We start from the raw sequence: 20,257 nt of genomic DNA on the forward strand, positions 1-20,257 counted from the left end.
TTGCCGGGCTATCGGGTTCTGCGGACAATCGGTGGCAGTTCTCGCAACGGATCGGCCAACATGTCGCAACAGGTGTTTTTCGCCCACGCCAATGGTTTCCCCTCGGCTACCTACGACAAGCTGTTCGCCGCGCTGGCGCCGCAATATGAGGTCGCGCACCTCGAACTGCACGGTCACGACCCACGGTTTCCGGTGGACGACAACTGGAACAACCTGGTGGACGAGCTGATTCATCACCTGGAGCAGCAACCGGAACCGGTGTGGGGCGTCGGGCATTCCCTGGGCGGTGTGTTGCACTTGCACGCGGCGTTGCGTTGCCCTCGGTTGTATCGCGGCGTGGTCATGCTCGATTCCCCGGTGCTGACCCGCGCCGACCGATGGCTGATCCTGGCCGCCAAGCGCATGGGGTTCATTGATCGCCTGACCCCGGCCGGGCGGACCCTGGGACGACGCGAGGAATTCAGCGACCTGGCGTCGGCGCGGGCCTATTTTGCCGGCAAAACGCTGTTTCGCGGTTTCGACCCGGAATGCTTTGAAGCTTATCTGCAACATGGCTTGCAACCCGTCGGTGACCGGTTGCGGCTGCGCTTCGACCCGGCCACGGAGATCAGCATCTACCGTGGCGTGCCCCATACCCGCCCCGCGAGGGCTGGAACACTCCAGGTTCCGCTGGCGGTAGTACGGGGCCGGCAGAGTCGCGTGGTGATGCGTCATCACACGCGTGTGGTGGGGCGCATGCCGCAGGGTGAATCCCTGACCATGCCCGGTGGCCACATGTTTCCCCTCGAATATCCCCAGGACACGGCCAACCTGCTCAAGGACCTGCTCCAGCGCTGGCAAGGGCCTGACGCATGAACGCCGTCGAAGAGGTTCGCCTGAGCTTGCCCCACATCGAACTGGCGGCCCATCTGTTCGGACCGGAGGATGGCCGGCCGGTGATCGCGCTGCATGGCTGGCTGGACAACGCCAACAGTTTTGCCCGGCTTGCCCCACGGCTGGAGGGTGTGCGGGTGATTGCCCTGGACATGGCCGGCCACGGTCATTCCGGACACCGCCCGCCCGGGGCCGGTTACGCCCTGTGGGACTACGCCCATGATGTGCTGCAAGTGGCCGAGCAATTGGGCTTGAAACGTTTCGCGTTGTTGGGGCACTCCATGGGCGCCATCGTTTCGCTGGTGCTGGCCGGCTCTCTGCCGGAGCGGATCACACACCTGGGCCTGATCGACGGGGTGATTCCGCCTACAGCCAAGGGCGACAATGCGGCGGAGCGGATGGGCATGGCCCTGCAGGCGCAGCTGGATTTGCAGGAAAAGCGCAAGCCGGTCTACACAACCCTCGACCGAGCCATCGAAGCGCGCATGAAAGGGCTGGTGGCGGTCAGTCGCGAGGCTGCCGAGTTGCTCGCCCAGCGCGGCCTGATGCCAGTGTCGGGCGGCTATACCTGGCGCACCGACAACCGCCTGACCTTGCCATCGCCACTGCGCCTGACCGATGAACAGGCCATGGCGTTCGTGGCCCGAGTCGCCTGTCCAGCGCACCTGGTTGTGGCAGCTGACGGCATGCTGGCCCAGCATCCGGAGTTGCTGGAACGTCTACCCTTCAGTCATGAGCGGTTGCCTGGCGGTCATCATTTGCACCTGAACGATGAGGTCGGTGCGGCTCTTGTAGCAGACTGTTTCAATCGGTTCTTCAGCGTTTCTTGACTTGCGCCGGGCAACTGTCGAGGCTTGGCGGGTGGAAAGGGAGCCAACCATGACAGAAAACCGTACATTCGCCTTGCTGCGCATCAGCATTAAAAGACGCCTTCGCGTCGCGCGGGTCCAGGCACAGTCGATCCGATGAAACTATCCATGTATTCATTCGCCCTGCTGGCGCTGGCCGCTTTCGGTCCGGCCGCCCTGGCCGCCGATGTGTCCGGCAGCCAGGACCTGGCGCGCGTGCCGCGGATGCCCGACGCGCAAATCGTCGATTACAAGCAAACCAGCGACCTTGAGCGTATCTACCCGATGGGCTCGATCCGCAGGATCAGCGGCCAGCTACGCTTCGATGGGCAGGTCGACGCCCGCGGCAACGTCACGTCGGTCACCTATGAATTACCGCCGGAGCACACCGCCACCCAGGCTTTTACCGCTGCTCGCGAAGCATTGCAGAAGCAGGACGCCGAGCTGCTTTTCTGGTGCCAGGCGCGTGATTGCGGTGAAAGCAGCCTGTGGGCCAATCAGGTGTTTGGCAATGCCAAGCTCTATGGTGCCGACAGCGGCCAGGCCTATCTGCTGTTGCGCCTGGCGCCGCCGGCGGACAACACGCTGATCGCGCTGTATGCCATCACCCGCGGCAACCGCAAGGCCTACCTGCACGTCGAACAGTTCGAAGCGAACGCTCCCCTGGGGGATCTGCTGCCGACATCTGCGACGTTGCTGCGCCAGCTCAAGGACACCGGCGTGCTGGATCTGCCGCGTCTTGCCGGCGAGCCGGACGACGCCTGGCAGCGCTTGCTCTCCCGGGCGCTGAACCTGGACACCGGCCTTCGGGTCAGTATCGCCGGCCCGCAGGCCGAGGTCTGGCGCCAGGCCCTCATTGGCCAGGGTGTGCGGGCCGCGCGCATGGAGACGTCCAGCGATGACGCGAAGGGTCTGCACCTTGAACTGTTGCGATAAGCTGTTTCAGGGATGCACCCTACGCCGTTGACCGGCCCCGTTAATTTTTCGAGACCTTTCATGCTCAATAACGATCGGCTATTGGTGCAGATCCTGCTGCTGGTGTTGTTCGGCGCAAGCCTCTGGGTGATGGCGCCATTCTGGTCGGCGCTGTTCTGGGGCGCCGTGCTGGCTTTCGCCAGCTGGCCGCTGATGCGCTTGCTGACCCGCTGGGTCAACGGGCGTGAATCCCTCGCCGCGGCGTTGCTGACGGTCGGCTGGATGTTACTGGTGGCGGTGCCGCTGGTGTGGCTGGGGTTCAACCTGGCCGATCATGTGCGCGATGCCACGGCGTTCATCAGGGATGTCCAGGTCGACGGCCTGCCCGCCGCGCCGGAATGGCTGGCTGGTGTGCCGCTGGTAGGCGGGCGGCTGGTGACGCTCTGGGACAGCATCGATCAACAGGGCGCGGCGATGATGGTGTCCATCAAGCCGTACCTCGGAAGGGTCGGCAATTGGTTGCTGGCCCGCAGCGCGCAAGTAGGCGGCGGTATTCTCGAACTGACGTTGAGCATCGTGTTCGTGTTCTTTTTCTACCGTGATGGCCCACGCCTGGCGGCCTTTGTCCAAGGCTTGCTGGAGCGGTTGATTGGTGACCGGGCCGGGTACTACGTTGATCTGGTGGCCGGTACGGTGCAGCGGGTGGTCAACGGCGTGATCGGTACCGCGGCGGCCCAGGCCGTGCTCGCGCTGATCGGTTTCCTGATCGCGGGCGTGCCGGGAGCACTGGTGCTTGGTATTGTCACTTTCCTGCTCAGCCTGATTCCCATGGGCCCGCCGCTGGTCTGGATCCCCGCAACGGCCTGGCTGGCGTGGAAGGGCGAATACGGGATGGCGGTGTTCCTCGGTATCTGGGGCACCTTCATCATCAGCGGCGTGGATAACGTGCTCAAGCCTTACCTGATCAGCCGTGGCGGAAACCTGCCGCTGGTCATCGTGCTGCTGGGGGTTTTCGGCGGGTTGATCGCCTTTGGTTTCATCGGCCTGTTCATCGGTCCGACGCTGTTGGCGGTGGCGTACAGCTTGCTGACGGATTGGAGCAAGAGCCACGCGCGCTAGGACTGCAGGTTAACCTGTGGCGCGGTGCGGGTAATCAGCCAGTTGGTCAAGATCAAAGTCGGGGCTGGATGACGATTTACCGATCATCGGGTCCCGCACAGGCGCTGGTTCCGCTACAATGCGCGCCGATTTCGACTTGCCTGAGAGCCCGCTCATGTCCGCCTGCCAGACGCCTATCATCGTCGCCCTGGATTTCCCTACCCGTGACGCCGCCCTGAAGCTGGCCGACCAGTTGGACCCCAAGCTCTGCCGGGTCAAAGTCGGCAAGGAACTGTTCACCAGTTGTGCTGCGGAAATCGTCGGCACCCTGCGGGACAAGGGCTTCGAGGTCTTCCTCGACCTGAAATTCCACGACATCCCCAACACCACCGCCATGGCCGTCAAGGCCGCTGCGGAGATGGGTGTGTGGATGGTTAACGTGCACTGCTCCGGTGGCCTGCGCATGATGGCGGCGTGCCGGGAAGTGCTGGACCAGCGCAGCGGTCCGAAACCGCTGCTGATCGGCGTGACCGTGCTGACCAGCATGGAGCGTGAGGACCTGGCGGGAATCGGCTTGGACATCGAGCCCCAGGAGCAGGTGTTGCGTCTGGCGGCGCTGGCGCAGAAGGCCGGCATGGACGGTCTGGTCTGTTCGGCCCTGGAAGCCGGCGCCCTGAAGACGGCCCACCCGTCACTGCAACTGGTGACCCCGGGGATTCGTCCAGCGGGCAGCGCCCAGGACGACCAGCGCCGTATCCTGACTCCGCGCCAGGCACTGGATGCCGGTTCTGACTATCTGGTGATAGGCCGTCCGATCAGCCAGGCCGCCGATCCTGCCAAGGCCTTGGCGGCGGTGGTGGCCGAACTGGCCTGACGGCCACCTGTGGTTCAACTCTGCTCACCTCACCTGTGGGGGCGAGCCTGCTCGCGAAAGCGGTATGTCAGTCAAGCTGATATTGACTGACACGGCCCCTTCGCGAGCAGGCTCGCTCCCACAGTTGCTTCCTGTCAGACCTTCAACACCAACTTCCCGAAGTTCTCCCCGCTGAACAGCTTGGTCAGCGTCTCGGGGAAGGTCTCCAGACCTTCGACAATGTCTTCCTTGCTCTTGAGCTGCCCCTTGGCCATCCAGCCGGCCATTTCCTGCCCGGCGGCGGCGAATTGCGCGGCGTAGTCCATGACCACGAAACCTTCCATGCGTGCGCGATTGACCAATAGCGACAGATAGTTGGCCGGTCCTTTCACCGCTTCCTTGTTGTTGTATTGGCTGATCGCGCCGCAAATCACCACGCGGGCCTTCATATTCAGGCGGCTGAGCACCGCGTCGAGGATGTCGCCGCCGACGTTGTCGAAATACACATCCACGCCTTTGGGGCATTCGCGCTTGAGGCCGGCATGGACGTCTTCGCTCTTGTAGTCGATGGCGCCGTCAAAACCCAGCTCATCAATGAGAAACCGGCATTTATCGGCACCGCCGGCAATGCCGACCACGCGACAACCTTTGATTTTGGCGATCTGCCCGGCGATGCTGCCTACCGCACCGGCGGCTCCCGAGAGCACTACGGTTTCGCCGGCCTTGGGGGCGCCGACATCCAGCAGGGCGAAGTAGGCGGTCATGCCGGTCATGCCCAGCGCGGACAAATAACGCGGCAGCGGCGCCAGGTTCGGATCTACCTTGTAGAAACCTCGTGGCTCGCCGAGGAAATAATCCTGCACGCCCAATGCACCGTTGACGTAGTCCCCGACCGCGAAGCCCGGATTGTTCGACGCGACAACCTGGCCTACGCCCAAGGCCCGCATGACTTCGCCGATGCCGACCGGCGGGATATAGGACTTACCCTCGTTCATCCAGCCACGCATGGCCGGATCCAGAGAAAGGTATTCGTTCTTCACCAGGATCTGACCGGCTGCCGGTTCGCCGACCGGCACTTGTTGATAAGTGAATGTCTCGCGGGTCGCGGCGCCTACCGGGCGTTTCGCGAGCAGGAACTGGCGGTTGATCTGGGCAGTCATGGCTTGCACTCAAGATGAATGAAGCCTTGTTGATAGACCCTCGGGGACTTGGCCGCAAGGTTTGCCGACACAGCGAATGCACGTCGATCCAACCCGGTGATGATGCGGACGGGGCTGTCATCACTGGCATCCATGAATATCCAACCGGCATTTGCATAGTGCTGCCGTAGTAGCGCGGGCGATGACTATATTCAGCGACTCCCGTAACTCTTCGAGGCATTGACAATGAGCATGACGTTTTCCGGACAGGTTGCCGTGGTGACGGGCGCGGCAGCAGGCATTGGCCGCGCCACCGCGCAGGCGTTCGCGGCGCAAGGCCTGAAAGTGGTCGCGGCGGACCTGGACGTGGCCGGCGGCGAGGGCACCGTGCAGTTGATTCGCGATGCCGGTGGAGAGGCGGTGTTCGTGCGCTGTGACGTGACCGTGGAAAGCGATGTGCAACGTCTGATGGACGAGGTGATCAGTGCCTACGGTCGCCTGGATTACGCATTCAATAACGCCGGCATCGAGATCGAGAAGGGCAAGCTGGCCGATGGCACGCTGGACGAGTTCGACGCGATCATGGGGGTCAACGTCAAAGGCGTCTGGCTGTGCATGAAGTATCAATTGCCGTTGCTGCTGGCCCAAGGGGGCGGCGCTATCGTCAATACGGCCTCGGTGGCCGGGCTAGGGGCTGCGCCGAAAATGAGCATCTATGCAGCCTCCAAGCATGCGGTGATCGGCCTGACCAAGTCGGCCGCCATCGAATACGCCAAGAAGAAGATTCGCGTGAATGCGGTCTGCCCGGCGGTCATCGACACCGATATGTTCCGGCGCGCCTACGAGGCGGACCCGAAGAAAGGCGAGTTCGCCAATGCGATGCATCCTGTGGGGCGTATTGGCAAGGTCGAGGAAATAGCCAGCGCGGTGCTATACCTGTGCAGCGACGGGGCGGCATTCACCACCGGGCATTCGTTGGCCGTGGACGGCGGGGTCACGGCGTTCTGACCGTCAGGGTTGCAACCCTGTACGCAGGACTAAGCCCGCACTGGATGCGGGCTTTGTTTTTTCTGGGGAAGGTTCACTTGATGGACCGACCAATGTATTTCAAAGAATGAGAAGCAGACGTTTTCACGCCGTTGGCTTACATCGTCCGATCCGGCCCTGTGCTTAACTGTTTGTGAACGCAAACACATACGCTTAGGAGCTTGGTTACTCATGGAGTTGAGAATCGACCGGCAGGCCCTGGTGCCTGTCGTGCAGCAAATTGTCGACGCGCTGGCCAGCCGGATCCGCCAGGGTGTGGTACCGCCAGGAGCCCGACTGCCGTCCATCCGACAGTTGGCGCGGGAAAACCTGCTAAGCCAGGCGAGTGTCCACGAGGCTTGCCAGCGGCTGGTGGCCCAGGGGTTGCTGGCATCTCGTCACGGCTCAAGTTTTCTGGTTGCCTCAGGCCCCTTGGCATGGCATGAGCCTGTCGATCAGTTTTGGCCGCCGGGCATTTCTGACCAGCAGGCGGGATTGGGGGACGGTTTGCCAGGGCCACTGGAGTTGGGTGGCGGCGGGTTGCCGGAGAGTTGGCGTGAAAGCGATGACCTTGGTTATGCGATCCGCCAGGTCTCTCGAACCGACATGGCGGGGCTGTTCAACTACAGCACGCCGATGGGGCTGCCGGCACTGCGGGAGCAATTGTCCAGGCGCCTGAAACAGTTTGATATCAACGCTGATGAAAACCTGGTCCTGACCACGACGGGGGCAAGCCACGGGCTGGACCTGATCGTGCGGACACTTCTGCAACCAGGGAGCTGCGTCGTGGTGGAAAGCCCGGGTTATTCGAAACTGTTCGACCTGCTCCGGCTGCACAAGATCGACATGGTCGAACTGCCGAGGACTCCCCACGGCCCGGACATCGCTGCGCTCGAATGTCTGTTGGCGATGCATCGCCCCAGTGCCCTGTTCATCAACAGTGCCTGCCACAACCCGACCGGCAGCAACCTGTCCCTGGCCGTGGCCCAGCGGTTGCTGGAGCTGGCGAAAGAGCACGCCTTGCTGGTCATCGAGGACGATGTCTATGCCGACTTCCAGGGTTCGACGCGAGTCCGACTGGCCGCTCTGGATGCCGATGTGATCTACCTCGGCAGTTTCTCGAAAACCCTCAGCAGTTCTTTGCGAGTCGGCTTCGTGGCAGCCAGGTCCTGCGTTATCGCGCGCCTGAGCGAGGTCAAGGGAATAACCAGCATGGGCGGGTCGCGATTCTGTGAAGCGGTGTTGACCAATCTGTTGGCCAACGGTGCCTACCGAAAACTGGTCCAGCGCCAGCGACAGCGGTTGAATGCCGATATGGCTGTAACATTGGAGTTGCTCGACGAGACCGACTGGGAAGTGTTTGGCAAGCCGGCGGGAGGGCTGTTCATTTGGGCGCGTCCGCCCGTTTGCGACTATGCCAGGTTGCAGCGTCTGGCCAGGTACTGCGGCATCCAGCTGTCCTCGCGTACGGCGTTCAGTCCTTCAGGCACCGACACTGACTGGTTGCGGATCAACGTGGCCCATGCCCGAGACCCCAAGGCGCTGGCGTTTTTCCATGCCACGGCTCTGGATCGACCTCAAGTGTCCTGAAAACGACGCGGCTGTAGCTTTTTGCCATTATTCCGACGCAGGCATCTTGTGTTGCGAGGTGTCTCGTTGCGAATCTGCAAGCAACACACACTGGCAGAGGACTGGGCGCAATGATTACGGCCGTGCAAGGACGTTTTGCCAACCTCGGTATGGCGAAAAAACTGGGCATCGGGTTTTTCCTGGTGTTGCTGCTCACCGCGTTGGTGGCGGCCATCGGTGTCTGGTCCCTGCAAACCATCAGTCAGCGTTTCGATGGTTTGAAACAGATGTCGTCCCTCAACAGCGGGTTGCTCAAGGTCCGGTTGCTTGAGCAGGAATACGCCTCGCGCTCCGACCCCAAGACGGCCGATGCCTTGCGCCAGGGTGTCGATGCATTGGTTGCCCTGGCGAATGAGCTCAAGGCGCAATCGGCTGCCAATGTACCGGTGATGAATGATGTGGAGCAGGCCCTGGCGGCGTATCGCAAGGCGTTCGATGAGTTTGTGGATCTGAGCCAGAGCAAGGACCTGGCCCTGGAAATGGCCAGTTGGTCGGTTTCCAGTGTCGCCAACAACCTGGATGTGTTGCAGGCGGGTCTGGCCGATGACGGCGCCTATACCTTGAAAGAGTCCGAAGGCAAGGACGGTGCGGAATTCATCGAGCAGGCCAACCAGGTCAGCGAGGTCTCGCGGCTGATGCTGCAGGCCATGAACGAAGCGCGGGTTCGCCTGGACCAGAGCCGTAAAGGCAGCGAGGAGAACGCTGGGCAAGGCAACATCGAACAGGCCGAGCAGGCCATGAAACTGGCCGAAGTACTCAAGGGCGCGGTCAAGGATCCAGGTTACCAGACCGTACTCAACGAAGTGGCCGGGCACATCGGCGGATTTAATCAGCAGTTGGCCGAATACACCGGTTTGCTGGCCAAGGAGAAAACCGTCTACCAACAATTGCATGAGCGTGCCGACCAGGTTGTGGCGCGGGTCGACCAGGCCTACAACGCCGAAGACAGTGCAATGCAGGCGGAGCTGAAGAAAAATTCGCTGATGATCGTCGGTTCGTCGGCCCTGGCCCTGCTGGTGGGATTGATCGCTGCCTGGCTCATCACCCGCCTGATCGTTACGCCGCTGCGCAGTGTCATTCGCGTCGCCCAACAGATTGCTTCAGGTGACTTGAGTGCCAAGGTCGATGTGACACGTCGGGATGAGATCGGCCAGTTGATGCTGGCCATGCAGCAGATGGCGGCCGGCTTGAGCAGCATCGTCAGCGGCTTGCAGGCCGGCATCGAGCAATTGGCCAGCTCGGCACAGTCGCTGTCGTCCGTGACCGAGCAGACCAACCTTGAAGTCAGCAGCCAGAAGGAGGAGACCGAGCAGGTGGCCACGGCCATGAACCAGATGACCGCCACCGTGCATGACGTGGCGCGCAACGCCGAAGAGGCCGCGCAAGCAGCCCAGACCGCCGACGACAAGGTTGAAAGCGGCCAGCGGGTGGTGCGCCAGAGCATGGTGCGTATCGAACAACTGGCTGATTCGGCCATGTCGGCCAGCACCAGCATCGAAAGCCTCAGCGCCGAGATACAGAACATCGGCACGGTGCTGAGCGTGATCAAGAGCGTCGCCGAACAAACCAACCTGCTGGCGCTCAACGCCGCTATCGAGGCGGCCAGGGCTGGCGAGCAGGGCAGGGGTTTTGCCGTGGTGGCCGATGAGGTACGAGCCCTGGCCAAGCGTACGCAACAGTCCACCGAGGAAATCGAGCGATTGGTCAGCGCCCTGCGCTCGGCCGCACAGGCCTCCGTACAACAGATCCAGAGCAGCGGCGAATTGGTCAAAATGGCCGTCAGCGATGCGCTGCAGACTGAAAGCGCACTGGGCAGCATCGCGGCGGCGGTGTCGTTGATCCAGCAGATGAACCAACAGATCGCGGCGGCAGCCGAGCAACAGAGTTCGGTGGCTGAAGAGATCAACCGCAGTGTTACCAGTATCCGTGCCAGCGCCGATCAATCGTCCATGGCCATGCAGGGCAATGCCGCTTCAAGCATTGAGCTGGCACAGCTGGGGAGCGAGTTGAAGGGGATGGTGGGGCATTTCAGGTTGTGAGTGTGGGGCTGCACTGATCGCCTTCGCGAGCAGGCTCGCTCCTACATTGGATCTTCGGTATGCGCTGCATCATGTGCGACACCAGACCCTGTGGGAGCGAGCCTGCTCGCGAAGGCGGCGTGTCAGGCACTGAGATGCTGGATGTGCTGGCCTCTTCGCGAGCAGGCTCGCTCCCACCCACAGAGAAATGTGTTTGCACAAGAAACGGGCGGGCTATCAGTCCGAACTCAATCGTAGACTTTCTTCTTTTTCCACTCGTCGTTCGCTTCGTCTTCCTTCAACCCTTCAGTCAACTGGTTAACCTCGCCCTCGACCGGCTGGGTGCTGGCCAGGACCTGGGCGTTGGCGCGGGCCAGAAGCTTCTCCAGATAGGCCAACTGTTCGGCATAGACCTGCGGCTCCTGCTGTTTGCGCAGGTATTGCACGCCCCGCTCGAAGGCCAGGCGGGCCTGCCCCGGTTGCTCCTGTTGCAAGGCTTGCTGACCGAGATTGTTAAAGAACTCGATGTGCAGCAGTACCAGCAGGTGCCGCACTTCACGGATCCAGCGCTTGGCCTCGTTGGGCGGCAGGAAGCCATCCTGCGCGGCGCGGGTGATCTGGCCGTGCAACGCTTCGAGCAGAAACCGCACATCCTTGGCCTTGGCCTCGGTTTGTATCGGTGCCGGCGGGTTGCTTACCGGAATCGACTCACCCTGGGCAGCCAATGCGGAGAGTTCATCCAGGCGAGCCTTGACCGCAGCGTTGGACTTTTCAAGATTGAGCAAGCGCTGGCAGACATTCATCTCCAGGCGCGTCATCAGCAATTTCAGGGCCGGGGTCATCAACTGGCCGGGGAAGGTTTCCGTGAGCTCGCCGCAACGCCGCAAGCGGTCGTTGAGTTCGACTTTGGTGCGGGCCTTTTCCAGCTTGTTGTTTTCCACCACATGGTTCATGTAGCCAATGGCGATCAACAGTGCGATCCCGGCTACGACGAGCAGGGTGATCATGAGTGGTGTCACCGGTAAGACCTCTTTATTAGCGTTCGCATGTCATGAGTGTAGTGGCTTGGCTTTTAAGCGCATAGGCCCGAGCGACGCGATTAGACGGGCGACGTACTGTTCACGCGGCGCGTAGCGGAGTAGATGCACATTGCCACTATTTGTCGGGCGCGACTATAACCCCTTGGCGGGCGACAGAATATAGGCGCCAGAGAGCGGACGGGGAAAATCCGCGAATCCTCCTCAAACCGGGCGAAGTCATTGATTTAAATAAATTTATATTCGGGGGTTGACGACCCTCCAATCCATCCATAGAATGCGCGCCACTTACAGCGTAAAGCACTCAGCCAAACGCGATAAGCAGTGAATGTTGTACGTGTGTCCCCTTCGTCTAGTGGCCTAGGACACCGCCCTTTCACGGCGGTAACAGGGGTTCGAGTCCCCTAGGGGACGCCAATGCGGGAATAGCTCAGTTGGTAGAGCACGACCTTGCCAAGGTCGGGGTCGCGAGTTCGAGTCTCGTTTCCCGCTCCAATTTTAAACAGCGTTGCTTTCGGGCAGGGCTGAGTGAAACCAGAGCCGACATCTTCGGATGCGGATTTGGGCACTGGGATACACACCATGTGTTCCAGTTAGCGTGTCCCCTTCGTCTAGTGGCCTAGGACACCGCCCTTTCACGGCGGTAACAGGGGTTCGAGTCCCCTAGGGGACGCCATTTGCGGGAATAGCTCAGTTGGTAGAGCACGACCTTGCCAAGGTCGGGGTCGCGAGTTCGAGTCTCGTTTCCCGCTCCAAATTCAAAAAAACGCCGCTCATCGAGCGGCGTTTTTTTATGCGCGTGAAAAAAGTCTTTTTCAGCCCTCAAGGCTGTGTACCAGGCTTTCCAGCGCCTCCTCATCCGATGGCAACGGCGCCGGGCTTGCGCAACGCATCAGATAGGCAAGGCGATATTCGCTCGGCGTACAGTTGGCGTACTGCTTGAAGGCACGCGCGAAGTAGGACGGGTCCTTGAATCCGGCCTCGTAGCCGATGCTGGTGATGGGCATCTGGCTGTTGTCGAGCAATTCCTTGGCGAAACTCATGCGCTTGTTCAGCACGTAGTCGGTGAACCCCAGGCCATTGGTCTCCTTGAACACGCGGCTGAAGCGAAACGTCGTCATGCCGCAACGCTTGGCCAGGTCGCGCTGATCGATGCTGTCGCGAAAGTGCTGGTCGATGTACAGCATGATGTGGTTGAGGGCCTGGTGTTTCTGATGCCCGGAGGTCAGGCGGATGCTGTCCGGCAGCGTTGGCGCATGGTCGATCTGCGAGGTCGAGCCATGGCCACCAGCCTGCCTGCGCAATTCGCACAATTGCACCACGGCGGTCAGGTAGCGTTTCCTCTCGGCGGCTGTCAGGGGAAGTACCATGTATTCCCAGACGCTCGAGCGCATGGCCCAGACCGCCAGCTCCTCGGAGTGCTGCACCGTGAACATGCTGATGGGAATTGCCGGGACGGTGCGCTTGATGTCCAGCAGCCGCCTGAGTCCCTGGGTATCCGGCCGGTCGAAATGAATGCAGATCATGTCGGCCTGTACGCCATTGGGCAGCAGGGGGTTTTTTGCCAGGACGCAATTGCACGTTTGCTCGAACTGGCTGGCGAGTTCCTTGGTGGACCGATCATGCGTCAGATCGAACCACAACAGCTTGGGCTTTCCAGTCTGATTCGGCGCCATAGGACAACTACTCGGTGGTTCTTCCTGCCCGTTAGCTAGCAGTATTGTCAATGTGCTATCAGTTTGCCGAATAAATTTTCCCCGGCGTCCCGTCCTTTAGCGCGTGCCCCAGCCACCGCCGGTATAGCGCCCGGGAGGGTTGGGGTTCATGGGCAGGGCTATTTCGTCTGCCGCGCAAAATAATCCTAGCGTTGTGCAAAATCCTCCTAACGACTGTACCGACCTGCTGACTAGGGTTGCATCAGGCAGTTCGCAAAGTACTGCCTCTTTGAAAACAACCCCGATGAGGTGTGCGAAATGACTCTTCAAACTATCAAGGCTTCGGTACTGAAGTTCGCCAAAGATGAAGATGGCCTGACCATTGTGGAATACGCCGTGGCCGGTGGCCTGATCACCGTATTGGTCGCCGCAGCCTTCGTCCTGCTGGGCGGGGCTGTCAACACCAAGATCCGTGCGTTGTGCCAGGCCGTCAACGGCAACGTTGCCTGCTGACGGCGAACTTGCGCGATGGGGACACGGTAACTTCCAGGGAAGCTGCTTGCGACTCTTTTGCAGTGAGTACAACGACTTGGACAAATGGACTTGGTGCTGTCCCCGACAACTAAGTTCATGACTTCGAGCCTTTGTTCAAAGGTAGGGTGAATCAAGATGACTCTTCAAACAGCAAAAACTGCAATCAGCAAGTTCGCCAAGGATGAAGATGGCCTGACCATCGTCGAATACGCCGTGGCGGGCGGCCTGATCACGGTGTTGGTGGCAGCGGCTTTCGTCCTCCTGGGCGGTGTCGTGGATACCAAGATCCGCGCGCTGTGCCAGGCCGCCAACGGCAACGTGGCCTGCTAACGACAATCGCAACAGGGAGGCACGTCATGTCCATGGAATTGCTGATATCGACAGTATTGCTGCTAGGACTGCTGGGAGTGGCGGTGGTGGGCGATCTGCGTCGCCACCGTATCCCTAACACGCTGGTCCTGACGGGGGTTGCGCTGGGATTGGCCGGCCAGGTTTATACCGGCGGGTTGAGCGGGTTGGGTGACAGCCTGCTGGGCATGCTGATCTGTTTCGCGCTGTTCCTGCCGATGTACGCCGTGGGCGGCATGGCCGCTGGCGACGTCAAGTTGATGACCATGGTCGGCGGTTTCCTGCCCTTTCATTACGCCCTCTGGGCGGCGCTGTTCAGCCTGATCGCCGGCGGGGTGTGCGGTTTCCTGATCGTCCTGGCCCGCGGCCAACTGCTCCGGACCCTGCAGCGTTACTGGTTGAGCGTCCGGGCCCAGGCCTATCTGGCGCCCACTGTCGATGAGGTGGCTGGCAAACCTTTTCCCTATTCGATTGCAATCCTGATCGGCACCTTGAACAGCGTTTACTGGCAACTGGTTGCCGACGGCTGGGGAGTCTAGTCATGCACGTCATCAACGATAGCGATGCCTACCCCAGTGAACGGGAAGCGGTGCAGCGCCTGGCGCCCCAGCCTGGCTCCATACGCGACACCGGCCTGACCGACAGCTTTCTCGGCGAACTGCTCTGCAAGCATTTGCACGAAGCCGGTGTGCTGGACATGTCGCGACTGGTCGAACGCCTGGCCCTGACCGGCGCAGTGCTGGAGGAAGTGCTGGCCTTCCTGCGCAAGGACGGCCGGGTCGAAGTGCTGGGCCAGCTGGCCCAGGCAGGCGGGCAGTCGCTGCGTTATGGCCTGACCGAACGCGGCCGCAGTTTCGCCCGGGATGCGCTGGCCCGCAGTGGCTACATCGGCGCGGCACCGTTCCCGGTCAGCACGTATCGCTCGCTGATCAAGATCCAGACCATCCACCACGGCCGTATCACCGCCAAGGATATGAACCACGCCCTGGCGGGCATGGTGCTGAGCCAGGGCATGCTCGACCAGTTGGGCGTCGCGCTGAATTCCGGGCGAGCAATCATGATCTACGGCCCGGCGGGCACTGGGAAAACCTACGTCAGCAGCCGGCTGATCCGGTTGTTTGCCGAGGCCATCTGGGTGCCCCACGCCATCGTCATCAACGAGTCGGTGATCGAGATCTACGATCCGCAGGTGCACCAGCGTCTGGATGACAGCAGCCAGACGAACAGCCTGATGCTCAACGAAGGCATCGATCGCCGGTTGCTGTGCTGCAAACGTCCGATCGTCATCACCGGCGGCGAATTGAGCATGGAGCAACTGGACGTACGCTACGACCCGTTCACCCGCCAATACCAGGCGGCCTTGCAGCTCAAGGCCAGCAACGGCCTGTTCATCATCGACGACATGGGCCGCCAGCGCATGGCCCCGGCTGAATTGCTCAATCGCTGGATCGTGCCGATGGAGGAAAAGCGCGACTTCATCAACCTGGGCGGCGGCCGCCACTGCGAGCTGCCGTTCGACCTGGTGCTGGTGTTCTCCACCAACCTCAATCCCCTCGAACTGGCCGACGAGGCCTTCCTGCGGCGCATCGGCTACAAGGTCCAGTTCGGCTACCTCAAACCCGAGGAATACGAGCGCATCTGGCGCCAGGAATGCGAACGCCTGGGCATCGTGCATGACCCGCTGCTGGTGCGTCATGTCCTGCAGCGGTTGTATGGGGGCGAGGGCATGCCGCTGGTGCCCTGCCATCCCCGCGACCTGTTGAGCATGGCGCTCGACCGCCAGCGTTACCTGGGCGGTTCCGGGCCCCTGGCGCCCCAAGAGCTGGAGTGGGCCTGGCACAACTACTTCGTTCAGCTCGACTTCCTTTGATCTGGAGATACCGACATGAGCTCTCGTACGTTTTCGCTGATAGGCGTTTCCCTGGTAATGGGCCTTGGTGCCGCATGGATGGCTGACTCCTGGCTGAGCGCGCGACTCAACGCGACCCCCGACGATCATCTGCGCAGCGTCGTCATCGCGACGGTCCAAATCCCCTTCGGGCAAATGGTCGAGGCCCAGCAGGTGACGACCGTGCGCATGCCCATGGACACCATCCCGGACGATGCCTTCGATGCCAGTGAAAAAGCCGTGGGCAAGATCGCCACGTTCGACATCCTGCGCGGCGACATCGTGCGCGGTGCCCGGCTCAGCGAGCACTTGGGTGGCAGCACCCTGGCCTCGCTGATCGCGCCGGACAAACGCGCCATATCGGTACGCGTGGATGATGTGGTCGGTGTCGGTGGATTCCTGTTGCCAGGTAATCGGGTCGATGTGCTGGCGACCAAGACCACCAACGCCGGTAGCAACAGCGCCACGTCCCGGACTCTGCTGGAGAACCTGCGGGTGCTGGCGGTGGACCAGACGGCGGGTACTGACAAGACCCAACCGGTAGTGGTGCGGGCCGTGACCCTGGAAATGTCCGCCAGCGAAGCGGAATTGCTGGTCACCGCGCAGACCGAAGGCAAGCTGCAACTGGCCTTGCGCAACCCGTTGAACCTGGAGAAGAGAGCCGTGGCCGTTGCGCCGCCAGCTCCGGCGCCGATGATGGCGGTGGCTGCAGCTCCGGTGCCACGGCCTGCGGTGCAGCGCAGCGCCAAGCCTCAGGGCAGTGCGGTCACGTTGATCCGTGGGGTTGAAAGCAGTGTGATCAACATCCGCTGAATGAAGCACCCGTGCCAGCCCCCTCGGGCTGGCGATACCGATCCTCAACGTTGTAGATGAGGGCTCGATGATGAATTCCAGTACCCGGCAGCCCTTGACGCTGCCTAGACGCCAGGGAGGGGCGGTGAGTGTATTGATGGTGATCGCGCTGGTGGCGATTTCCATGATGGCGGCGTTGGCCCTGGACGGCGGTCACATGTTGCTGAACAAGACGCGCCTGCAGAACGCGGTGGATGCCGCGGCCTTGGGTGGCGCGAAGACCCTGAGCCAGGTGAGCGGTGGCGTCAACATGTCCAGCAGTACCCGCACGGCGGCCCTGGACACCCTGACGCTCAATGCCGACGCCGCTGGCAACGCCGAACTCGCAACGGCCATCGCCGGCAATCCGGGGGCGTTTGCCGTGGTCGAGTTGGCCAGCAGCGTCTATGGGCCTTTCTCCTATCCTGGCCCGACCGATGCGAAGTACGTACGGGTATCGGTCGCCAGTTATCAACTGAACGGGTTCTTCTGGAGTGCCGTCCAGACGATAGGCAGCGACGGCCTGGGCAACAAAAGAGTCGCGGCGATCGCCACGGCAGGCCCCAGCCCGACGGCTCCGTGCGATCTGGCGCCGCTCATGGTCTGTGGCGATACCTCTCAATACAACCCGGCCGCCGGCAATTTCTGGGGCTACCGCTTTGGTGACCTGGAAGTGTTGAAGACTGCGGCAGGCAATACTTCGCCCATCGGACCGGGCAACTTCCAACTGCTCGATTTTGGCTCCGGCGGCAGTGCGGTACGGGAAGACCTGGCCGGTGGTGGTTCGATTTGCCGCAGTGTCGGGGACAACGTCCAGACCTCGCCCGGCAACAAGGCGGGCCCGACATCCCAGGGCCTGAACACCCGCTTCGGGATCTACAACGGTCCGGTCAGTTCCTCCGACTACCCGCCCGATCTGGTCACGGCCTCCAACACGCCGGCAATGACCTATGACGATGCGCTTGGCCCCAGATACGAAGGCCAGTCTGTCACCTCGAGCAATGGCGACCTGTCGGCGGGCGGCCAGGCAATCCTGGATTACAACGATTGGCGCGCCAGCGTTGCCGCGTGTGTCGCGGGAGGCGGCAGCGGCTGTGAAAGCAATGGGGTGTTCGAGCGCAGGATGCTGAAAATCGTCATCGGCGACTGCGCCGGAAAACTCAGCGGCTCGACTTCGATCCCGGTCCTCGGTTTCGGCTGCTATTTCGTCGTGCAGCCGGTGAACGGCGGTGGTTCGGAATCCGTCATCTTCGGTCAGTTCGTCCAGGAGTGCGAGGGCGACAACGTCCCCGGGCCGACGCCGTCCAGCGATGCCGGCCCGCAAATCATCCAGCTCTATAAAACCTACCTCAACGGCAGCGGCACTCCGAGCACCGACTCGTAGGAGGCGTCATGAGACTTGTCCCATTCAGACCGCGTCGCGCCCAGCAAGGGGTGGCGCTGGTGGAATTCACTCTGGTGCTGCCGTTGTTGCTGCTGCTGTTGCTGGCCTTCGGCGAGTTCGGTCGCATGCTTTATCAGTACAACGTGCTGCTGCAAGCCAGTCGCGATGCCGGCCGCTTCGTCTCCAGCCAGGCCTGGAACACCACCCTTGGCGCCATCGACTTGAACGGCACGCTGCGGACCCGGACAAAAAACGTCGCGGTGTATGGCGTGCCCAGCACCGCCGGTGCGGCGGTAGTGCCGGGGTTGACAGTCGGCAACGTGGTGGTCGAGGCCGTGGGCAGCAATCACGTGAGGGTGACCATCACCCATGCCTTTTCCCCGGTCATCGGCACTGTGATTCCAGGCTTCTTCGGTGCTCCTACCCGCCTGGGCATCGATCTGGTCGCGACTACCGTGATGAGGGCGCTCTGATGAACCGCAAGCACATGCGCGGTACCTATGTCGTGGAGTTCGCCTTCGTCGGCCTGCTGGTGTTCACCCTGCTGTTCGGCGTCGTCGAAATGGGCCGCCTGTATTTCACTGCCAATGCCCTGGATGAAGCGGCACGGCGCGGGGCACGGCTGGCGGCGGTGTGCAACATCAGCGATCCGGTGGTCTTGCGCCGGGCCATTTTCAACGCCGCGACGGACGCCGGCACCAGCCAGCTGATCAGCAACCTGGCCACCACGAACCTGGCGCTGACGTACCTGGACGTCGACGGTGCTGTCGTCGCCAACCCGGCCAACACCACTGGCACCGCAGGTTTTCGGGCCATCCGCTACGTGCAGCTGAGCGTGCAGAACTTCACTTTCAATCTGTTCATCCCCGGCTTGGGCGTGTCGATCACGTTGCCTACCTTCAGGGCGACCTTGCCACGCGAAAGTCTTGGGCGTCATTCCGATTCAGGGGAGATCACACCATGCTGAACACCCGGGAAACTCCGCTCACGACCGCTACCGGCAGGCCCGGCTTGCGGTTACTGGTCAGCAGTCGCGACGCGACGTCGCTGCGCGATCTGCAATGCGTCTGCCAGCGCATGCCGGGCCTTGAAGTCAGCACCCGGCTGGTCAGCAACGGGCATGTCGATCCGCTCTTCGGCCTCGATCGCATGCCTGACCTGTTGCTGTTGCGGGTCAGCCATCTGTGGCGCGAGGAACTGTCGGCGCTGCTGCAACGTCCGGCCCATGAGCGCCCGCCGATGCTGGTGTGCGGTCTGTTGGGCGAGCAGGAGGGCATGCGCCTGGCCATGCAGGCCGGTGCGCGTGACGTGCTGCCCGAACCTTTCGCCGATACGGAGCTGGCGGCCGCGCTGAACCGGCTGGTGGCCGAAGTGCGTCTCGGCAACGGCAACGAAGGCAAGCTGATTGCAGTGATCAGCGCCAAGGGCGGCTCCGGCGGGACCCTGGTGGCGTGCAACATGGCCCAGCAACTCAGCGCTCGTGCAGGCAATACCTTGCTGTTGGACATGGACTTGCAGTTTGGCAGCGTGACCCATTACCTGGACGTGGCGCAGTCCCACAGCCACCTTGAAGTGCTGCAGCAGGTCGATGACATGGACAGCGTGGCGCTTCGCGGTTTTTGCAGCCATTTCAGCCCGACCTTGCATGTGCTGGGTGGCCGGGCCGGCGAGCTGTGCCTGCCCCAGGATGCCCAGCCCGAGCAGCTCGATGTGCTGTTGCAACTGGCACGCGGCAGCTATGACTGGGTCGTGGTGGACCTGCCCAGGCAGATCGACCACCTCACCGGCGCAGTCCTGGAGCAGGTCGACCGGGTGTACGTGGTGGTCCAGCAGAGCGTCAGCCACCTGCGTGATGCCAGCGCCCTGGTGCGGATCCTTCGCGAAGACCTGGGCGTGCGCGGCGAGCAATTGCAGATCGTGATCAACCGCTACGACAAGACCTCCGCCGTCAGTCTGAAGGATGTTGGCGAGGCCCTGCGTTGCGCGAACCTGTCGAAATTACCCAATGACTTCAACCTGGTCAGCCAGAGTCAGAACACTGGCGTGCCGTTGGGGCTGCATGCGCCGAAGGCGGCTATCACCGCCGCCCTGCGCGATTTGGCCGAGGACCTGGTCGGTCACCAGATGGCCGCAGACAAAGGCCTGCTCAAACGCGCCTTCAACCGTTTTTTCGGGGGATGA

20 protein-coding genes, 4 tRNA genes and 1 pseudogene are annotated in these 20,257 nt (G+C 61.9%); 22 read left to right on the forward strand and 3 right to left on the reverse strand.

The features are described 5' to 3' along the window. Positions 1–60: 60 nt before the first annotated feature. The 5 genes from J3P91_RS07640 to pyrF all read left to right on the forward strand — a co-directional run bounded on the left by J3P91_RS07640 (position 61) and on the right by pyrF (position 4,608). A complete protein-coding gene (locus J3P91_RS07640; RefSeq protein ID WP_434603207.1) occupies positions 61–855 on the forward strand; it encodes an alpha/beta fold hydrolase in 795 nt (264 codons plus the stop codon). Beyond that, entirely contained in the window at positions 852–1,703 is an 852-nt protein-coding gene (locus J3P91_RS07645; protein ID WP_434569391.1) for an alpha/beta hydrolase, read from the forward strand. Before J3P91_RS07640 ends, J3P91_RS07645 begins: the two co-directional genes overlap by 4 nt. A gap of 147 nt (positions 1,704–1,850) precedes the next feature. After that, positions 1,851–2,657, forward strand: coding sequence for a DUF4892 domain-containing protein (locus tag J3P91_RS07650; protein ID WP_434603209.1), 807 nt, complete (start codon positions 1,851–1,853; stop codon positions 2,655–2,657). A gap of 60 nt (positions 2,658–2,717) precedes the next feature. Then, positions 2,718–3,755 (forward strand): AI-2E family transporter, encoded by a 1,038-nt coding sequence (locus J3P91_RS07655; protein ID WP_434603211.1) that lies wholly within the window; start codon positions 2,718–2,720, stop codon positions 3,753–3,755. A 154-nt stretch (positions 3,756–3,909) separates the two neighbouring features. Next, the gene (gene pyrF, locus J3P91_RS07660) at positions 3,910–4,608 is read left to right on the forward strand and encodes an orotidine-5'-phosphate decarboxylase (protein WP_434569389.1); all 699 of its coding nucleotides are present in this window, start codon (positions 3,910–3,912) and stop codon (positions 4,606–4,608) included. A gap of 134 nt (positions 4,609–4,742) precedes the next feature. Here pyrF and J3P91_RS07665 read toward each other — a convergent pair whose 3' ends face one another. Beyond that, on the reverse strand, positions 4,743–5,747 hold the full coding sequence (locus tag J3P91_RS07665) for an NADP-dependent oxidoreductase (RefSeq protein ID WP_434603213.1): 1,005 nt from the start codon (positions 5,745–5,747) through the stop codon (positions 4,743–4,745). 225 nt (positions 5,748–5,972) lie between these two features. Here J3P91_RS07665 and J3P91_RS07670 point away from each other — a divergent pair, with 225 nt between their 5' ends. The 4 genes and pseudogenes from J3P91_RS07670 (at position 5,973) to J3P91_RS07685 (ending at position 10,420) form a co-directional block, all read left to right on the forward strand. Beyond that, the gene (locus J3P91_RS07670) at positions 5,973–6,734 is read left to right on the forward strand and encodes an SDR family oxidoreductase (protein WP_434603215.1); all 762 of its coding nucleotides are present in this window, start codon (positions 5,973–5,975) and stop codon (positions 6,732–6,734) included. 210 nt (positions 6,735–6,944) lie between these two features. After that, positions 6,945–8,342 (forward strand): PLP-dependent aminotransferase family protein, encoded by a 1,398-nt coding sequence (locus tag J3P91_RS07675; protein ID WP_434603217.1) that lies wholly within the window; start codon positions 6,945–6,947, stop codon positions 8,340–8,342. A gap of 1,022 nt (positions 8,343–9,364) precedes the next feature. After that, positions 9,365–9,511 (forward strand): annotated as a pseudogene (locus J3P91_RS07680) (HAMP domain-containing protein); the annotation flags it as partial. A gap of 204 nt (positions 9,512–9,715) precedes the next feature. Further along, complete coding sequence (locus J3P91_RS07685; protein ID WP_434605026.1) at positions 9,716–10,420, forward strand: methyl-accepting chemotaxis protein; 705 nt, start codon at positions 9,716–9,718, stop codon at positions 10,418–10,420. 227 nt (positions 10,421–10,647) lie between these two features. Here J3P91_RS07685 and J3P91_RS07690 read toward each other — a convergent pair whose 3' ends face one another. After that, on the reverse strand, positions 10,648–11,406 hold the full coding sequence (locus tag J3P91_RS07690) for a hypothetical protein (RefSeq protein WP_305496076.1): 759 nt from the start codon (positions 11,404–11,406) through the stop codon (positions 10,648–10,650). A 371-nt stretch (positions 11,407–11,777) separates the two neighbouring features. Here J3P91_RS07690 and J3P91_RS07695 point away from each other — a divergent pair. The 4 genes from J3P91_RS07695 to J3P91_RS07710 all read left to right on the forward strand — a co-directional run bounded on the left by J3P91_RS07695 (position 11,778) and on the right by J3P91_RS07710 (position 12,191). Then, positions 11,778–11,853 (forward strand) — tRNA-Glu (locus J3P91_RS07695). 2 nt (positions 11,854–11,855) lie between these two features. Then, positions 11,856–11,931, forward strand: a tRNA-Gly gene (locus tag J3P91_RS07700). Positions 11,932–12,036: 105 nt separating this feature from the next. Continuing rightward, positions 12,037–12,112: transfer RNA gene (locus J3P91_RS07705), tRNA-Glu, on the forward strand. Positions 12,113–12,115: 3 nt separating this feature from the next. After that, positions 12,116–12,191: transfer RNA gene (locus J3P91_RS07710), tRNA-Gly, on the forward strand. Positions 12,192–12,251: 60 nt separating this feature from the next. Here the strand turns inward: J3P91_RS07710 and J3P91_RS07715 are convergent. Further along, complete coding sequence (locus J3P91_RS07715; protein ID WP_434603219.1) at positions 12,252–13,112, reverse strand: helix-turn-helix domain-containing protein; 861 nt, start codon at positions 13,110–13,112, stop codon at positions 12,252–12,254. 297 nt (positions 13,113–13,409) lie between these two features. On the opposite strand from J3P91_RS07715, the gene J3P91_RS07720 reads away from it, so the two are divergent. The 9 genes from J3P91_RS07720 to J3P91_RS07760 all read left to right on the forward strand — a co-directional run bounded on the left by J3P91_RS07720 (position 13,410) and on the right by J3P91_RS07760 (position 20,257). Then, complete coding sequence (locus J3P91_RS07720) at positions 13,410–13,604, forward strand: Flp family type IVb pilin (protein WP_008070254.1); 195 nt, start codon at positions 13,410–13,412, stop codon at positions 13,602–13,604. A 156-nt stretch (positions 13,605–13,760) separates the two neighbouring features. Beyond that, entirely contained in the window at positions 13,761–13,955 is a 195-nt protein-coding gene (locus J3P91_RS07725) for a Flp family type IVb pilin (RefSeq protein WP_434569384.1), read from the forward strand. 26 nt (positions 13,956–13,981) lie between these two features. Beyond that, positions 13,982–14,512 (forward strand): A24 family peptidase, encoded by a 531-nt coding sequence (locus tag J3P91_RS07730; RefSeq protein WP_434603221.1) that lies wholly within the window; start codon positions 13,982–13,984, stop codon positions 14,510–14,512. Between the two features lie 2 nt (positions 14,513–14,514). Next, on the forward strand, positions 14,515–15,843 hold the full coding sequence (locus J3P91_RS07735) for an AAA family ATPase (protein WP_434603222.1): 1,329 nt from the start codon (positions 14,515–14,517) through the stop codon (positions 15,841–15,843). Positions 15,844–15,858: 15 nt separating this feature from the next. Continuing rightward, the gene (gene cpaB, locus J3P91_RS07740) at positions 15,859–16,674 is read left to right on the forward strand and encodes a Flp pilus assembly protein CpaB (RefSeq protein ID WP_434603224.1); all 816 of its coding nucleotides are present in this window, start codon (positions 15,859–15,861) and stop codon (positions 16,672–16,674) included. A gap of 70 nt (positions 16,675–16,744) precedes the next feature. After that, positions 16,745–18,076 carry a TadE/TadG family type IV pilus assembly protein gene (locus J3P91_RS07745; protein ID WP_434605028.1) on the forward strand — a complete coding sequence of 444 codons (1,332 nt, stop codon included), beginning with the start codon at positions 16,745–16,747 and terminating at the stop codon, positions 18,074–18,076. Between the two features lie 8 nt (positions 18,077–18,084). Further along, entirely contained in the window at positions 18,085–18,549 is a 465-nt protein-coding gene (locus tag J3P91_RS07750; RefSeq protein ID WP_434569380.1) for a TadE/TadG family type IV pilus assembly protein, read from the forward strand. Beyond that, the gene (locus J3P91_RS07755) at positions 18,549–19,043 is read left to right on the forward strand and encodes a TadE family protein (protein WP_434569379.1); all 495 of its coding nucleotides are present in this window, start codon (positions 18,549–18,551) and stop codon (positions 19,041–19,043) included. Before J3P91_RS07750 ends, J3P91_RS07755 begins: the two co-directional genes overlap by 1 nt. Continuing rightward, complete coding sequence (locus tag J3P91_RS07760) at positions 19,037–20,257, forward strand: AAA family ATPase (protein ID WP_434603226.1); 1,221 nt, start codon at positions 19,037–19,039, stop codon at positions 20,255–20,257. Before J3P91_RS07755 ends, J3P91_RS07760 begins: the two co-directional genes overlap by 7 nt.

The organism is Pseudomonas sp. Z4-7 (assembly GCF_051131965.1).
In the GTDB taxonomy this organism is placed as follows: Bacteria; Pseudomonadota; Gammaproteobacteria; order Pseudomonadales; family Pseudomonadaceae; genus Aquipseudomonas.

Excerpts from the sequence above, each read along its gene's own strand:
- J3P91_RS07640 (WP_434603207.1), top strand. The coding sequence starts at position 61 with ATGTCGCAACAGGTGTTTTTCGCCCACGCCAATGGTTTCCCCTCGGCT.
- J3P91_RS07645 (WP_434569391.1), top strand. The coding sequence starts at position 852 with ATGAACGCCGTCGAAGAGGTTCGCCTGAGCTTGCCCCACATCGAACTG.
- J3P91_RS07650 (WP_434603209.1), top strand. The coding sequence starts at position 1,851 with ATGTATTCATTCGCCCTGCTGGCGCTGGCCGCTTTCGGTCCGGCCGCC.
- J3P91_RS07655 (WP_434603211.1), top strand. The coding sequence starts at position 2,718 with ATGCTCAATAACGATCGGCTATTGGTGCAGATCCTGCTGCTGGTGTTG.
- pyrF (WP_434569389.1), top strand. The coding sequence starts at position 3,910 with ATGTCCGCCTGCCAGACGCCTATCATCGTCGCCCTGGATTTCCCTACC.
- J3P91_RS07665 (WP_434603213.1), bottom strand. The coding sequence starts at position 5,747 with ATGACTGCCCAGATCAACCGCCAGTTCCTGCTCGCGAAACGCCCGGTA.
- J3P91_RS07670 (WP_434603215.1), top strand. The coding sequence starts at position 5,973 with ATGAGCATGACGTTTTCCGGACAGGTTGCCGTGGTGACGGGCGCGGCA.
- J3P91_RS07675 (WP_434603217.1), top strand. The coding sequence starts at position 6,945 with ATGGAGTTGAGAATCGACCGGCAGGCCCTGGTGCCTGTCGTGCAGCAA.
- J3P91_RS07685 (WP_434605026.1), top strand. The coding sequence starts at position 9,716 with ATGACCGCCACCGTGCATGACGTGGCGCGCAACGCCGAAGAGGCCGCG.
- J3P91_RS07690 (WP_305496076.1), bottom strand. The coding sequence starts at position 11,406 with ATGATCACCCTGCTCGTCGTAGCCGGGATCGCACTGTTGATCGCCATT.
- J3P91_RS07715 (WP_434603219.1), bottom strand. The coding sequence starts at position 13,112 with ATGGCGCCGAATCAGACTGGAAAGCCCAAGCTGTTGTGGTTCGATCTG.
- J3P91_RS07720 (WP_008070254.1), top strand. The coding sequence starts at position 13,410 with ATGACTCTTCAAACTATCAAGGCTTCGGTACTGAAGTTCGCCAAAGAT.
- J3P91_RS07725 (WP_434569384.1), top strand. The coding sequence starts at position 13,761 with ATGACTCTTCAAACAGCAAAAACTGCAATCAGCAAGTTCGCCAAGGAT.
- J3P91_RS07730 (WP_434603221.1), top strand. The coding sequence starts at position 13,982 with ATGTCCATGGAATTGCTGATATCGACAGTATTGCTGCTAGGACTGCTG.
- J3P91_RS07735 (WP_434603222.1), top strand. The coding sequence starts at position 14,515 with ATGCACGTCATCAACGATAGCGATGCCTACCCCAGTGAACGGGAAGCG.
- cpaB (WP_434603224.1), top strand. The coding sequence starts at position 15,859 with ATGAGCTCTCGTACGTTTTCGCTGATAGGCGTTTCCCTGGTAATGGGC.
- J3P91_RS07745 (WP_434605028.1), top strand. The coding sequence starts at position 16,745 with ATGAATTCCAGTACCCGGCAGCCCTTGACGCTGCCTAGACGCCAGGGA.
- J3P91_RS07750 (WP_434569380.1), top strand. The coding sequence starts at position 18,085 with ATGAGACTTGTCCCATTCAGACCGCGTCGCGCCCAGCAAGGGGTGGCG.
- J3P91_RS07755 (WP_434569379.1), top strand. The coding sequence starts at position 18,549 with ATGAACCGCAAGCACATGCGCGGTACCTATGTCGTGGAGTTCGCCTTC.
- J3P91_RS07760 (WP_434603226.1), top strand. The coding sequence starts at position 19,037 with ATGCTGAACACCCGGGAAACTCCGCTCACGACCGCTACCGGCAGGCCC.